This window comes from Phyllobacterium endophyticum (assembly GCF_003010935.1).
In the GTDB taxonomy this organism is placed as follows: Bacteria; Pseudomonadota; Alphaproteobacteria; order Rhizobiales; family Rhizobiaceae; genus Phyllobacterium; species Phyllobacterium endophyticum.
Genome location: NZ_PGGN01000005.1, coordinates 176,921 through 190,194, shown reverse-complemented (window position 1 = coordinate 190,194; position 13,274 = coordinate 176,921). Strand labels below are relative to the sequence as shown.

Here is a 13,274-nt window from a genome sequence, read left to right as displayed (position 1 = left end):
ATCCTTCAGTGGGAATGGATGCGACAAGACAAAGCAGGAGAATCGGTGCTGCGATTGTGATTAGTTCGAGACTTTCATGCATGTCGGCCTCAGTTTCCAAATTGTTGGGCGGGAGTTTGTCCTGGCGATATGTTGTCCATCGGAAAATACCAAAACAACGCCGCCACTGCGGCGATGAGTAAGAAAACTCCAACGAACAGCGTATGTGTGCGTGACACGGCAGGCTCCTTTTTCAGAAGGCAAACCGTTCTGGACAGCGGTTGTTCCTTACGTGGAGCCGGACAAGCTTCGATCATCAGCCGGACTCGCGGATCGTTTCAAATTTTTCCACTGAATAGCTGCTTTCCAGAAGGTCCAGGAGGTCGACGGGCGGGTCGGCCGCTTCAGGCCGACGCCAATGAACTTCGTACGAAAGGATCGCCTTGCCGTTCTCGGCTTTTTGTGCCTTCACGAAACGCGCGCGATAACCGAGATGGCGAATGCTGCTCTCAAGTTCGCCGCGCGGTTCACCGGATTTTCGGACGACGGATAAAATCGCTCTGTGTTCGCGCGGTATCCTTGCGTCCAACCACTTGAGGCCCCACAGCGTCAGAAAAGCCAGAACCGTTACTATGCTTGCCAGGATAATTTGCCCGCCACCGAAAGCCAGTCCTATCGCGGTCATCACCCAGAGCGTCGCCGCCGTCGTTACTCCCGTGACAAGGTCGCCCCGCTTGAATATGGCGCCGCCCCCAATGAAACCCACTCCGGTCAAAATGCCGAGAGGAAAACGCAGCACATCCATATTTACGAAGTACTCTGGAGATTTGCCGGTCGTGGGTAGTATGAGGTTGGCCTGGATCATGGCTGTGCAAGCAGCCAGTCCTACCAGAATTGTGGTGCGAAAGCCGGCTGCCCGGCCGCTTGCTTCACGGTCGAGCCCAATGATCGCGCCCGCGACAATGGTCAGCAGCAATCGGATGATGATGTCTTCCCATGTCGGGTAAAGCGTCATTTGGCTTTGAACTCGATTGAAGCCCGCTACAGAGCGTAGCGGGCTTTCTCTTCAGCTGCCTTGATGTCAATTGCCACTTACTTGGACAGATACACGACCTTCCGTTCCTTGGTAGAAACGATTACCGGTTTTTTCTCGACATACACGTAGCTGTATTCCGGAGTGTCGGGTATGGGGACCAGTTTCACGTCTTCCGGAATTGCCGTTCCGATCGCGAGATCTCCTTCGACCACGATCGGGTCGGATGGATGGGCCATTACATAGTCGCGCGCCGGTTGGGGGACCTCAACAATAACGGCATCTTGTGCAAATGCCGGACCTGCGAACAGCAACGCAGTCATGACTAGGATCGTTCTCTTCATGGCTTCTTCTCCCTGTATGGATATTCCCTTCTGCATCGTAATCGCCGGTACGCGATTTGGTTCCGAATGCCGGCAGGATGGCCATCATGTGGAACTCTCTTTGGCCTTAACGGTTAAGATGGAGCGAACACCCCCAGTTCAACCAAGGAGAGAGTACATGGCTGAGAAAACGCTTGAGACACTGTTCCACGAGACACTCAAAGATATTTATTATGCTGAACGGAAAATTTTGAAGGCACTGCCGAAGATGGCCAAGGGAGCAAACTCCTCGCAATTGAAAGCAGCCTTCGAAAAGCATCGTGACCAAACTGAAACGCATGTAGAGCGGCTCCAGCAGGTTTTCGAAATTTTTGGAAAGCGCGCGCAAGGCAAGACCTGCGAGGCAATCGAAGGCATCATCGCGGAAGGCGAGGAAATCCTGGAGAACTTCAAGGGGCAGCCCGCTGTCGACGCGGGCCTTGCATCGGCCGCCCAAGCCGTCGAGCACTATGAGATTGCCCGTTATGGGACGCTGGCCAGATGGGCGGGCGATCTTGGCCTGAAAGACGCGCAAAAATTGCTTGCAATGACCCTTGACGAGGAAACGGCGACTGACAAGGAACTGACCGCACTCGCAGAGAGCTCGCTGAATCCGGCTGCAAAAGCTGCCTGACTCGTAGAAAGCGCCGCCGCTTCGGCGCGGTGGCGCTTCCCCATACAAATGAGTTCGCGGAGGATGAACCGTGGCGACAGGCTTGCGATTTGGGCCGATCGGTTCGCGTGCAAAGCATCTGTGCGTCGACATGCAAGGCATCTTCACGGGAAGCAGCCCATGGGCGATGCCATGGTTCGAACGCGTGCTTCCCAATGTATGCCGTCTCGTTGCCTTTAGCCCCACGGACACGATCTTTACCCGGTTTATCCCCGCTGATGATCCTGCCGCCGCAGGGGGCAGCTGGCGTCGGTATTACAAGCGGTGGTCGCACATGACCCTTGATCAACTGGACGCGAAAGATGTAGATCTCGTGCCGCAACTTGCACGTTTTGTTCCCCCATCGCGTGTTGTCGACAAAAGAGTGTATTCACCGTGGCATTCGCAAGAGTTGCACGGATTATTGACGAGCGCGGCTGCGGATACACTCGTCATTTCAGGTGGAGAGACCGACGTATGCGTCCTGTCGTCCGTATTGGGGGCGATAGACGTGGGCTATCGGGTAATCATCGTCACCGACGCGGTTTGCAGTTCCTCCGACGAAGCACATGACGCCATGCAGCTATTCTTTGGGCAGCGCCTGTCGCAGCAGGTGGAGACCGCCGAGACAATCGAGATCATGGAAAATTGGAAGCCGGGCGAGTGACAGTGCCTGAGATGTTGAACGATGGTCCTAGTAGTCGAGTTTCGGGTACCAGTCCGTTCCACGACCCTCCGGGGTGGAATCAAGGATTGTCCAGAGTGGCATGAGGTCCGGCGCGCCTCGCGGGTCCTGTCCGGGGTCGGCGGTTTCCATCCCCATCTCTCCGCTCCAGAAATGACGGATAGTACCGTCGCGGCGGGTGAATACATTATAAGCCGGGACGTCTTCGTCATCTGCACTCACATAGTCGCGGGTATAATCGCCACTCACGTCAGAGTATAGTTTAAGGCCGTGCCAGCCGCGTTCCTTCTTGAATTCGATCAGCCGATCGATGGGAGATCGTGCGATAACCGCCAAGGCGACACGCTGCTCCACGTCGCGTGCCTCGCCATCCCAAGCGCTCAGCAACGAGGTGCACATAGGACAGGGGCGCTTGCGCTGCGGACCGAACATATAGCTGTAGGCTACGAGCGTCTGTTTGCCGGTGAACATATCGGCGAAGCTAACGGGACCTGTCTCGCTGTCGAAGCGGTAGTCCTTTTCGACTTTGCCCCCGGGCGGCAAAGCGCGGCGCTGCTGAGCGACTCGCTCGATGTGACGCCTCAATTCGATCTCTTCTGCCAAAAGGGCATCCCGCGCCTGACGATACTCCTCGCTCTCATTGGGGAAACGAACCCCGTTCCGTTTGACCAATTCCGCAGCGGGGGTAAGCAATTCAGTGGTGCTCATGACAGCGTCCTCTCAGAATTATCGATGTCCTGCGTGGTGCCTGTTCTCCTAAAATAACGTTGATATCAACTTATTATACAATTTGCAACTTGGAACTTTGGACAGCTGTTTTCGCGGAAGAAATGCAACCGGCTCGTCATACCCGAGCCGCCGCGTCGCGAGCGACCGGCGGCTTGGTCGAGCCGCTTGACATAATCTGCATTCGTGCCAAGCTGGCGGCATGGGGATTGCGATCTCCCCACGAGGCGTCAGCCCAAGTATCGCGTCCAGAAAACCGAAAACAACGGAAGGACGCGACATGTCTTCTACGACTAGCATTTCACACGACAAGTTAACGCGGTTGATCGGACTAGCTACCACGCCTGAACTCATCGATGTTCGTATCGATGAAGACTTTGCTCTGGATCCGCGGCTCATCCCTGGCTCACATCGTCGATCCCACAAGGACGTGGCACTTTGGGCCCCCCAATACGGCGGCAAGCGAGCCATTGTAATATGTCAAAAGGGTAAAAAACTCAGCGAAGGAACAGCCGCACTCTTGCGCCATAATGGTGTTCCGGCTGAAGTTCTGGAAGGTGGATACGAGGCATGGCGCGACGCAGGACTACAAGCGGTGCCTGTTTCGCTCTTGCCGCCACTTGATCATAGAGGCCGAACCATGTGGGTCACTCGTGCTCGTCCGAAGATTGATCGTATTGCCTGTCCCTGGCTGATCCGCCGTTTTGTAGATCCGGCCGCGGTTTTCCTGTTTGTGACACCTGCCGAGGTTGAAGCCGTTGCAGAACGCTTCAATGCCGTGCCGTTCGATGTCGAGAACGTGTTCTGGAGTCATCGCGGCGAGTTATGCACGTTCGACGTGATGATAGAAGAGTTCGGGCTTTCGTCCGCACCCTTGTCGCGGCTTGCCACCATCGTCCGTGGCGCAGATACTGCCCGCCCGGACCTTGCTCCGGAAGCCGCGGGACTATTGGCTGCGTCGCTTGGCCTCTCGCGTATCTTCTCCGATGACCTTGAACAACTCGAGGCAGGCATGACACTTTACGACGCCTTCTATCGTTGGTGCCGTGACGCCAGCGATGAGACCCACAATTGGCCAAATCGCAGGCCGGGAGCATGATGACATGGCTGATATCGCGAGCGACGACGGCGTGATACCGCCCGGGACCCGTCAAGATAATGGCATTCCTTTCGCCGACGCTGTCCGCGTTTGGCTGCGCATCGCATCGTTGAGCTTTGGCGGTCCCGCCGGACAAATCTCGGTCATGCACCGCATCCTGGTTGATGAGAAGAAATGGATCGGCGAGGGGCGATTTCTGCATGCGCTGAATTATTGTATGCTCTTGCCCGGTCCCGAGGCCCAGCAACTTGCCATTTATATCGGATGGCTCCTGCACAAGACCAAGGGAGGTCTGGTCGCCGGAATATTGTTTGTACTTCCCGGCTTTTTCTCGATTCTGGCGCTCAGTTACATCTATGTCCTCTTCGGCAATGTCGGGGTTGTCGAGGGCCTGTTCTTCGGCCTGAAGGCGGCCGTTCTCGCTGTTGTCATGCAGGCGGTCGTCAGGATCGGCAGCCGGGCGCTGAGGAACAGGGTCATGGTTTTGATCGCCGTGGCGGCATTCCTTGCAATCTTCGTTTTCCATGTTCCTTTTCCCATCATCATTCTGACAGCGGCGGTCATCGGCTACATCGGCGGCCGGGCGGGCTCACACCTATTTCAGGTGGGAGGCGGCCATGGAAGCTCGGGTCCGGGTCTTGCCGACCGGGATTCCGCGCTCGGTGAAGAAACACCTGCGCATGCACGGCCGAATCTTGCCTGGTCGCTGAAAATATCAGCAGTTTTCCTATTCCTGTGGCTGGCGCCTGTCATGGCCATTGTTCTTGAACTCGGATCTGCAAACGTGTTCAGTCAGATCGGCCTGTTCTTCAGCAGGATGGCGATGGTGACGTTTGGCGGAGCCTATGCCGTCCTATCCTACGTGGCGCAGGAAGCAGTCCAGAACTATGGCTGGCTTCGTCCTGGCGAAATGCTGGATGGGCTTGGCATGGCAGAGACGACGCCTGGACCTTTGATACAGGTCGTGCAGTTCGTCGGGTTCATGGGCGCATATCGCGATCCGGGGACATTATCGCCGCTGGTGTCCGCCACACTAGCTTCCATTCTGACGACCTGGGTGACGTTCGTGCCGTGTTTTCTCTGGATATTCCTCGGTGCACCTTTCATCGAAGGTCTAAGGAACAGCCGCGCGTTGACCGGCGCGATGTCGGCTATCACGGCCGCCGTCGTCGGGGTCATCATGAATCTCGCCGTGTGGTTTGCTCTTCACGTCATTTTTAGCGAGGTCATTCGCTGGCAGGGGTACGGGATTGTGGTGGATGTTCCTGTTGTGCAGTCGATCAACGTCGCCTCAGCCTTGCTCGCCTTGTGTGCAGTTGTCGCCATCTTCCGCTTCAAGCTCGGAATGATGCAGACGCTGCTGGCTTCATCTCTGGCCGGGATCGCGTGGTACTTGGTATCAGGGGCGATTTGAAGAGGCGACGATCATGAAACGAAAAGGACCGCTGCGGGAGGAGGTGCAGCGGTCCTTGATCTTAAAATGCAGCAAGGGAGGAGGTTGCTGCATTCGGTGCCCGGGTTTCCGGGAGGAGAGAACCCGATGGACTTAGAATAACATCGCTTAAGGATTAGGCAACACTATAGCTTGGGCAATTAATGTGCAAAATGTCGCACCAGTGGTCGCAAGTATATTGTACCGGGAGACGGGAAGCAGGAATCGGGTGGATTTCTTGCGCCGCCTGGAGGATTTACGGTGGAGCAATCGGGAGGACCGGACGATGGGCCAGGCATTGATGCACTATCGCATCTTCGAAACCGCAAGTGGCTTCTGTGGCATCGTCTGGAACGAAGCTGGCATTACGCGCTTTCAGCTGCCGACAAGTAAAGCCGATACAGCAGAAAGAATGCTGCTGCGCCGAGCGTCGGGTGCCCAGCGGAGTTCTCCCACGCAGCACGTGTCCGATGCTATTGCCGCCGCCATCCGCTATTTCAACGGGGAGGAGACTGATTTTTCCACTTTCAAGCTCGACCTGAGTGAACAGGACAGCTTTTCTACGGAGATATATGCTGCGACACGGCAGTTGGGTTGGGGCCGCACCACGACCTATGGGGCCTTGGCAAAACAACTTGGCGCCGGGCCTGAAGCTGCACGTGATGTCGGGCAAGCGATGGCGAGGAATCCGGTTCCCCTTATTATTCCCTGCCATCGTGTTTTGGCGGCGGGCGGCAAGGTAGGTGGGTTTTCTGCACCGGGAGGCGCTACCGCCAAAGCACGCATGCTTGAATTGGAAGGTGTCCATACTGAGCCGTCTCCACCCGTCCAGAAATCATTTGGTTTCTGAATCGGCCGCAGGCGCGCGGATGAGCTAGTATGTAAGTTTTACGGGAACATTCGTCTCATAGTATAACCAGAAGTAGATCAACCTCAGCAAACATTGCGGGCGCTTATAGCGACACAGTTGCAGTAACCGTTACCTACTGACGATGCTTTAAGGAGAACCGAATGCGGATCATGCTTTATGGCATCGGCGCGATGAGCCTCTTCATGCTTTTTTCCGAGATGGCTCAGAGTGCTTCGTTACGTGTTTCGCCGACCAACCCCGGGATGATCGCTCCAGGCAGTTCTGGTGTTCTCACGCTGACAAACGAGGCCAAGCGGCCTATCAACGTGCAAATCCGTGTGTTCCGCTGGACGCAGGTAAACGGCGCGGAGCAGCTCGATCCGACGAACGACGTCGTCAGCCCGCCATCCACCACCTTGGCCAGTGTCAAGGAATATGCCGTTCTATACAGCGATACGATCGTCGTGACGGTGACCTATTGACTGAGCTTTCTAACAGTTGCGGCCGCGAACTCAGCTCTGCCGACTAATAGTCGATCACGCCATCAAGTGCGTAGTGCTTGATGGTCTTCCGATTGGCTATCAGTTCGTCGACAGTCGGCTTACCGGTCATGGCGCGGGTAATCGCGAGTTTGGTCGCTTCGTAGTTGGTGCGGTAAAGATCCTTGTGGTCGAGATTTTCATCATCCACGCAGCGTGGATCAAGCCAGACCGTGATGATCATGCACAGCTCATCGGCCTGGTCCCTCGGCAGGATATCTTCAATGAGACAATCCACGATGGCATCACCCATCGCAGCCTGCACGACACCGCCCAACAGTTCTGCATAGGCCATGTTCTTGATGGTGACCTTGGTTGTCATCATAGTCGCCGGGCGTACCGCCTGATTGAGGTCGCGCACCACGAACATCCGGGTATGTCCCTTCACCTGACCCATCATGGAGGCGAATGCCTGTCCAACGGGCCCACGGACGGAGCCGATTACCACCTCCGGCATGGCGTCGGTCACTTGACCCTCAGCCGCCAGTACAGTTGCTTCCCCGGTCCGAAACCAGATATCCGTCATGTGCTTCCCCTTCGTTGCGGCGCCAAGCTAGCGGCACAACCGGGTTCGGTCCAGTTGACGAAAAGTCGCTCCCGGTTGAGTTTTGGCCCCTTGAGTTAATGCCAGGTTTCGACTAGGTATGTCGCATCAGGCCGGGCCCCTCTGGCAGTTCTTGCGAGCTGTGATGTCGGACTGAGTGTTCAACTGGATGGCCTGGTGTTCGTGGAATTCAATCGACCGCACTGTTCTCGGTAAAAGTTAGCATTCGGTACGTAAGTGCAGGTTGCGAAAACACTTGTGAATTCGTCTATTTCACGACCTTCGGTCACCCTCTCTTATGGAAATCGGGTACCACATGAGCGAACTCCTTTCTGCCGACGCACTTTCAGCCCTGCTTCAGGTCATCATGATGGATCTGGTCCTGGCAGGTGACAACGCTATCGTCATAGGCCTGGCTGCCGCCGGTCTGCCCAAGGATCAGCGCAGCAAAGCCATTCTGATGGGCATCATTGCTGCCACCGTCCTTCGCATCATCTTTGCCATAGCCACCACCCAGCTGCTGCAGATCATCGGCCTCCTGCTTGCCGGTGGCATTCTCCTGTTGTGGGTTTGCTGGAAGATGTGGAGGGAATTGCGCACCAGCCATGCTGAGGAGAATGAGGCACACGAAGCCCTCCTGAGCGGCGATATAGATGGTGATGGACAAATTGCAGCGGGCGCGCCGCGCAAGACCTTTGCTCAGGCCGCGTGGCAGATTGTCATCGCCGACGTGTCCATGTCTCTCGATAACGTGTTGGCCGTGGCCGGCGCTGCGCGGGATCACGTGGAAATACTTATCTTCGGTCTCGTTTTGTCAATCGCGCTCATGGGTATCGCCGCCAGCTTCATCGCGCGCCTTCTGCAGCGCCACCGCTGGATCGCCTATGTTGGTCTCGCGATTATCCTCTACGTGTCATTGGAGATGATATATCGCGGTAGTCTGGAAGTGTTCGCCTACGCGCAGGTGTAACCGACTTGCCGGTGGTGTCCTTTGCACCGCCGGCTTCACTATCCGGATGCGACCCCTTGTTGCGCGTGCCGCAAACTCTTAGCGTGCGCGCATGCGGGCCGGTAACGTTTCATCAATGCGACACTACAATAAACCGTGGAGCGGATGGGGCGCAGTTGCGTCGGTCACCTTGCATCTGGCGGTCGTTTCCCCTTTGATATTTCAACTTGCCGAAGCGCTACCGAAACCGCCGGAAGAGAATATCAAGGTAGAGATAGTTCCTCCAGAGCCGCCCCCGCTGCCGGAGAAGCCCGCGACTCAACCAGCGGTGAACAAGGCGCAACCAGCGCCCCCGCCGCCCCCGCCGCCCAAAGCGTTCCAGTCGGCCCCGGCCAAGGTCGATCGGCAGGTAACTACGCCCCAGTTGCCCTCAGCGGACGAAAACCCGCTGCGAAGCGCCGGCTCGGCGAACGGCGGGGATGAACCTGCCGCAGATCCGGAAGCGCCACCAACGACGGGCAAGCCGCCCCTTGAGAGCAAACAGGACCCGGCAAGGCTATCTCTCTCAGAGATGAGCACCGGAACTGAGCCGCGCAAGCCGGACGAGCCTACCGCAAAAAACCCCGCGCGTAATGCTGAGAAAACAGATCGCGCACCGGCAACCGCGAGAGGCGGCCAGAAATCGAGCAATCAGGTCCAGTCGAAGGACCCGTTTTCTCCGGATGCATTGATAGACTCCCGCGTGTTGCAGGCAATGGGTAAGCTCTCCGCCAGAGAGCGAATCGTTCAACTTTGCAAAATCGAAGCCTTGGACCGGATCCGCAGGCAACGACCGGATTCAGATCTTCTAGCCTATGATCCTTCCATGGGGCGTGTCTCAATCCGCGGTCTGGATGCCAGCGGGGTGGCGTTTCGCACGAGGAGCAACTGGTACGATGTGAAATTTAACTGCCGGGTTGATGCGGGTGCGACGAAGGTGGTGTCTTTCAGCTATGTCATTGGCAGCGCAGTGCCTAAAAGCAAGTGGGCGGCACGCGGGCTGATCCTGGACTAGAATCGCCGCCTCAGAGTGATATGAACGCACATGCCCAAACGCAAACTGCGGCCCTCCATCTTGAAGACCGCAGTTACTGAGCCAAATTGGGAACTAGCAAGCCAGGCCCTGGCATCCCTTGCTCAAATCGCCGGTGCTCTTCAACGGCTGTGAGGCAATAAAAGCGGGAATCGGTCGGCGCCAGTCCTCTCCGGTCTTATTGCTGAAATTCTTGTTCGCCACCGTTGTCATAAGGAGCTCAAGCTCATTGCGGCTCACCCGATCGGCACGCATGACTGCGTTGATCAGGGGATCCGAAAGGACTTGTGACTGCGTGAGGTCGGAATATAATTGAGCCATGTTGGTCTCCTTTTCGATGACCAGAGATAGTCTATTATTTTAAATCAATCGGCGTTGGGGGTTTCGGAGCTAGGTTCGAATGAACGAATTGACTTCGATATTCAATGTGTGTTACCGGTCAGTAACGTTGCAATAGTTACTAGGCGGTAACATCGGTGTCAACCACCCTCTCGCAAAAAATATCCGATTCTTCTGACATCTCTATGAATGTCCTGACACGACCACGTGAGCGGATCGTGAAAAGCGCGATCGAGCTTTTCCGTCAGCACGGTATCAAGGGCGTCGGCGTCGATGCCATCGCCGAAGCAGCTGGGTCCAACAAAATGACGCTGTATCGGCATTTTGGTTGCAAGGACGATCTGGTGTGTGAATGCCTCAAGCAGGTTTCCGATGAAAAGGAACGGATTTGGGACAATCTGGAGAATTCTTATCCAGGTGATCCTGCTAGGCAGCTACGCGCCTGGGTCGATGAAGCCGCGCAGCATATTTATAGCGATTTGCGCGGCTGCGATCTTGCCAATGCCGCCGTGGAGCTGAAAGAAGCCGGTCACCCGGCTCAAAAAGTCATCATGGATGCAAAGAAGGCTCATGTGCGGCATCTGGTAGAGCTTTGCCGGAGTGCGGGCATCGAGCATTATGAACAACTCGCACAGGCGCTTGTGCTTCTGGTCGAAGGTGCCCGTGTTTGCGGTCAGAGCATCGGGGTCGAGGGGCCACAACAGCAGCTAAAGCAAACCTGCGAAGCCATGATCGATGCATTTTCCGGGCACGGGAGTAATTCGGACCGTGCTGCTGTTTCCAATTGAACCAGCATACTGACGAGGTCAGTCGCTTCGAGCAAACATGGATCCAAAAAGATGGAAGCGCCCGCTACGGGCGCTTCCAAAACGTCAAGTCTACTTCTGGATGCAGGTTGCGACCGTATCCTTGGTGCATTCGTCAAGGCCGGTGAAGACCGGATCTTCGACGGGCTTGCCTTCGATCAGATCGATCATGACGGAAGGTGCCTTGTATCCCATCTCGAATGGCCGCTGGCCAACGAGTGCAGTGACCAGACCTTCGCCGGCAATCGCCACTTCTTCGCCAATTGTATCGGCGGCGCCAATGACGAACTCGTTGCTGGCAATCTTGTCCTTGTATGGCTTAAACAGATCGCGATAAGGCTGCGGAGCGCCGAACAGTGGCCAGCCGCCCATGATCCCGAAGGCATCGAGCTTCGGGTTGGCGGCAAGAATGTCAGTCATCGCCTGAACGCCCTTGGCGCCGTCGTCATTGGTGAAGACTGGGCAGCCAGCAACTTCCGTCCAGCCGCCTTCGCCTTTGAGAGCCTCGATGCCTTTCTGGCCGGTCAGCGCGTCGCGCATGCCCTGGGCGCGGCGGAGAATATTGTCAGCGCCGGTATTGCCTTCGATGGTGCAGATCGTTCCGCCATTCGGCTTGGCTTTCTTGATGTATTCGCCGATCTTAAAGCCCATCAGATAATTGTCTGTGCCAAGATAGGTCTTGCGTAACGCGGCATCTTCAGCGGCAAGATCAGCGTCCAGCGTCATCACGGGGACCGATGGATTGGCTGTCTTGATCGTCTGGGCAATCAGCTTGGCGTTCGAAGGCGAGATCGCGATCGCGGCCGTATCGGCCTTGCCGAGCATGTCCTGGACGATCTGGGCTTCGCCGGCCTCGTCCGATGTCGATGCAGGACCGGTGTAGAAGCATTCATACTCCGAACTCGCATTCTCGCTGTTCCACTTCTCGCAACCCTGGTGGATCGCCTCGAAGAATGGATTGTCGAGACCCTTTACCACAATGACGAGCTGCTTCTTTGCCAGAGCGGGCCCTGCACCAAGTGCAAGAGCGGCCGCAGCAACTAACAATAGTGACTTCTTCATCTATTCCTCCCTTGGAAACAAACGGACATGAAATGTCCGCCATTCAGTATTCAACCGCTGATAGGACGCGCAAACTGCGGGTTGTTAAACCTGCTTTATGCCTGATCCCCTCCACTTTATCCGCTGTACCGCAGACAAAGGCATTCCTCCAGTCACCAGCTAATATTGGCAAAGATCGCCCGTCAATGGGTATTTATCATATAAAACGACTTTTGATGTACATGGTGACCGGAATCGTCCGAAAGTCGATTGACGCCCCGCTCGGCGTTTGCGTAAATGCCCTCCAAACTCTTCCTGGGAGGGGAGGGCAGGATCGCAAACCGAGGTGTTTCCAAACTGGAATGCGAGGCAGCGCGATGAAAAACGCACGGGAGGCAGGCAGCTGGTGGCAGTTCTAGAACTCACCAATATATCAAAACATTTCGGCGCCATTCAGGCCGTCAACGATGTTTCATTTTCCATTGAGGCCGGCGAAGTTGTTGGCCTCATGGGCGACAATGGCGCGGGCAAGTCGACGCTCGTCAAAATGATCGCAGGCAATTTCAGCCCGAGCCATGGTACCATGCGAATGGACGATGTGGAGCTTGTTCTCAATAAGCCAGTTGAGGCCCGACGCCACGGTATCGAGATCGTACACCAGGATCTGGCGCTGTGTGACAATCTCACTGCGGCGGCAAATGTCTTTCTTGGACGCGAGATTAGGCGAGGCGTCGGACCTTTTCGAATTCTCGACTATGCAGCGATGTACAAGCGGGCCGGGCAAATCTTCGCCGAGCTGAAGTCGGAGACGCGCCCGCGCGATCTCGTCAAGCAAATGTCTGGTGGACAGCGGCAGGCCGTCGCAATCGCTAGAACAAGGCTCTCCGAGGCGAAGATAGTTCTGATGGACGAACCGACGGCGGCCATTTCGGTTCGGCAGGTGGCCGAGGTATTGAACCTCATCCGCCATCTGCGCGATCAAGGTATTGCCGTTGTGCTGATCAGCCACCGCATGCCGGACGTTTTCGACGTCGCCGATCGTGTCATCGTCATGCGGCGAGGACGCAAGGTTGCCGACAAGCGAATTGCGGCGAGTTCACCCGAAGAAGTCACCGGCCTCATTACCGGCGCCATCGAACAGGTCGCATAGCCGCTCGCTGGCAGAA

At 56.2% G+C, this 13,274-nt stretch carries 16 protein-coding genes; 10 read left to right on the top strand and 6 right to left on the bottom strand.

The window, feature by feature from the left end; all coding sequences use genetic code 11:
* Nucleotides 1-295: 295 nt before the first annotated feature.
* Nucleotides 296-994 carry an MgtC/SapB family protein gene (locus CU100_RS22565; RefSeq protein ID WP_106718878.1) on the bottom strand — a complete coding sequence of 233 codons (699 nt, stop codon included), beginning with the start codon at nucleotides 992-994 and terminating at the stop codon, nucleotides 296-298.
* A gap of 77 nt (nucleotides 995-1,071) precedes the next feature.
* Complete coding sequence (locus CU100_RS22560) at nucleotides 1,072-1,356, bottom strand: DUF1236 domain-containing protein (RefSeq protein WP_106718877.1); 285 nt, start codon at nucleotides 1,354-1,356, stop codon at nucleotides 1,072-1,074.
* Nucleotides 1,357-1,513: 157 nt separating this feature from the next.
* On the opposite strand from CU100_RS22560, the gene CU100_RS22555 reads away from it, so the two are divergent.
* On the top strand, nucleotides 1,514-2,008 hold the full coding sequence (locus tag CU100_RS22555; protein WP_106718876.1) for a YciE/YciF ferroxidase family protein: 495 nt from the start codon (nucleotides 1,514-1,516) through the stop codon (nucleotides 2,006-2,008).
* Nucleotides 2,009-2,138: 130 nt separating this feature from the next.
* Entirely contained in the window at nucleotides 2,139-2,693 is a 555-nt protein-coding gene (locus CU100_RS22550) for a cysteine hydrolase family protein (protein WP_106718983.1), read from the top strand.
* Between the two features lie 27 nt (nucleotides 2,694-2,720).
* Here CU100_RS22550 and CU100_RS22545 read toward each other — a convergent pair whose 3' ends face one another.
* The gene (locus CU100_RS22545; protein ID WP_106718875.1) at nucleotides 2,721-3,419 is read right to left on the bottom strand and encodes a DUF899 family protein; all 699 of its coding nucleotides are present in this window, start codon (nucleotides 3,417-3,419) and stop codon (nucleotides 2,721-2,723) included.
* A gap of 298 nt (nucleotides 3,420-3,717) precedes the next feature.
* Between CU100_RS22545 and CU100_RS22540 the strand changes: the two genes are divergently transcribed.
* From CU100_RS22540 to CU100_RS22525, 4 genes are all read left to right on the top strand, one after another.
* Complete coding sequence (locus CU100_RS22540) at nucleotides 3,718-4,536, top strand: chromate resistance protein ChrB domain-containing protein (protein WP_106718874.1); 819 nt, start codon at nucleotides 3,718-3,720, stop codon at nucleotides 4,534-4,536.
* Between the two features lie 4 nt (nucleotides 4,537-4,540).
* A complete protein-coding gene (gene chrA / locus CU100_RS22535) occupies nucleotides 4,541-5,950 on the top strand; it encodes a chromate efflux transporter (RefSeq protein WP_106718873.1) in 1,410 nt (469 codons plus the stop codon).
* 304 nt (nucleotides 5,951-6,254) lie between these two features.
* Complete coding sequence (locus CU100_RS22530; protein WP_106718872.1) at nucleotides 6,255-6,818, top strand: methylated-DNA--[protein]-cysteine S-methyltransferase; 564 nt, start codon at nucleotides 6,255-6,257, stop codon at nucleotides 6,816-6,818.
* Between the two features lie 161 nt (nucleotides 6,819-6,979).
* Complete coding sequence (locus tag CU100_RS22525) at nucleotides 6,980-7,300, top strand: molecular chaperone (protein ID WP_183635566.1); 321 nt, start codon at nucleotides 6,980-6,982, stop codon at nucleotides 7,298-7,300.
* 43 nt (nucleotides 7,301-7,343) lie between these two features.
* Here CU100_RS22525 and fae read toward each other — a convergent pair whose 3' ends face one another.
* Complete coding sequence (gene fae, locus CU100_RS22520) at nucleotides 7,344-7,883, bottom strand: formaldehyde-activating enzyme (protein WP_106718871.1); 540 nt, start codon at nucleotides 7,881-7,883, stop codon at nucleotides 7,344-7,346.
* Nucleotides 7,884-8,217: 334 nt separating this feature from the next.
* Between fae and CU100_RS22515 the strand changes: the two genes are divergently transcribed.
* A complete protein-coding gene (locus tag CU100_RS22515) occupies nucleotides 8,218-8,871 on the top strand; it encodes a TerC family protein (protein ID WP_106718870.1) in 654 nt (217 codons plus the stop codon).
* A 115-nt stretch (nucleotides 8,872-8,986) separates the two neighbouring features.
* On the top strand, nucleotides 8,987-9,904 hold the full coding sequence (locus CU100_RS22510; protein WP_170113935.1) for a DUF930 domain-containing protein: 918 nt from the start codon (nucleotides 8,987-8,989) through the stop codon (nucleotides 9,902-9,904).
* A gap of 93 nt (nucleotides 9,905-9,997) precedes the next feature.
* On the opposite strand, the gene CU100_RS22505 is transcribed toward CU100_RS22510, so the two are convergent.
* The gene (locus CU100_RS22505) at nucleotides 9,998-10,243 is read right to left on the bottom strand and encodes a hypothetical protein (protein ID WP_106718868.1); all 246 of its coding nucleotides are present in this window, start codon (nucleotides 10,241-10,243) and stop codon (nucleotides 9,998-10,000) included.
* A 203-nt stretch (nucleotides 10,244-10,446) separates the two neighbouring features.
* On the opposite strand from CU100_RS22505, the gene CU100_RS22500 reads away from it, so the two are divergent.
* A complete protein-coding gene (locus CU100_RS22500) occupies nucleotides 10,447-11,049 on the top strand; it encodes a TetR/AcrR family transcriptional regulator (protein ID WP_106718867.1) in 603 nt (200 codons plus the stop codon).
* A 90-nt stretch (nucleotides 11,050-11,139) separates the two neighbouring features.
* Here CU100_RS22500 and CU100_RS22495 read toward each other — a convergent pair whose 3' ends face one another.
* Nucleotides 11,140-12,129 carry a substrate-binding domain-containing protein gene (locus tag CU100_RS22495; protein ID WP_106718866.1) on the bottom strand — a complete coding sequence of 330 codons (990 nt, stop codon included), beginning with the start codon at nucleotides 12,127-12,129 and terminating at the stop codon, nucleotides 11,140-11,142.
* Between the two features lie 385 nt (nucleotides 12,130-12,514).
* Here CU100_RS22495 and CU100_RS22490 point away from each other — a divergent pair, with 385 nt between their 5' ends.
* Nucleotides 12,515-13,258, top strand: coding sequence for an ATP-binding cassette domain-containing protein (locus CU100_RS22490; RefSeq protein WP_106718982.1), 744 nt, complete (start codon nucleotides 12,515-12,517; stop codon nucleotides 13,256-13,258).
* Nucleotides 13,259-13,274 lie beyond the last annotated feature (16 nt).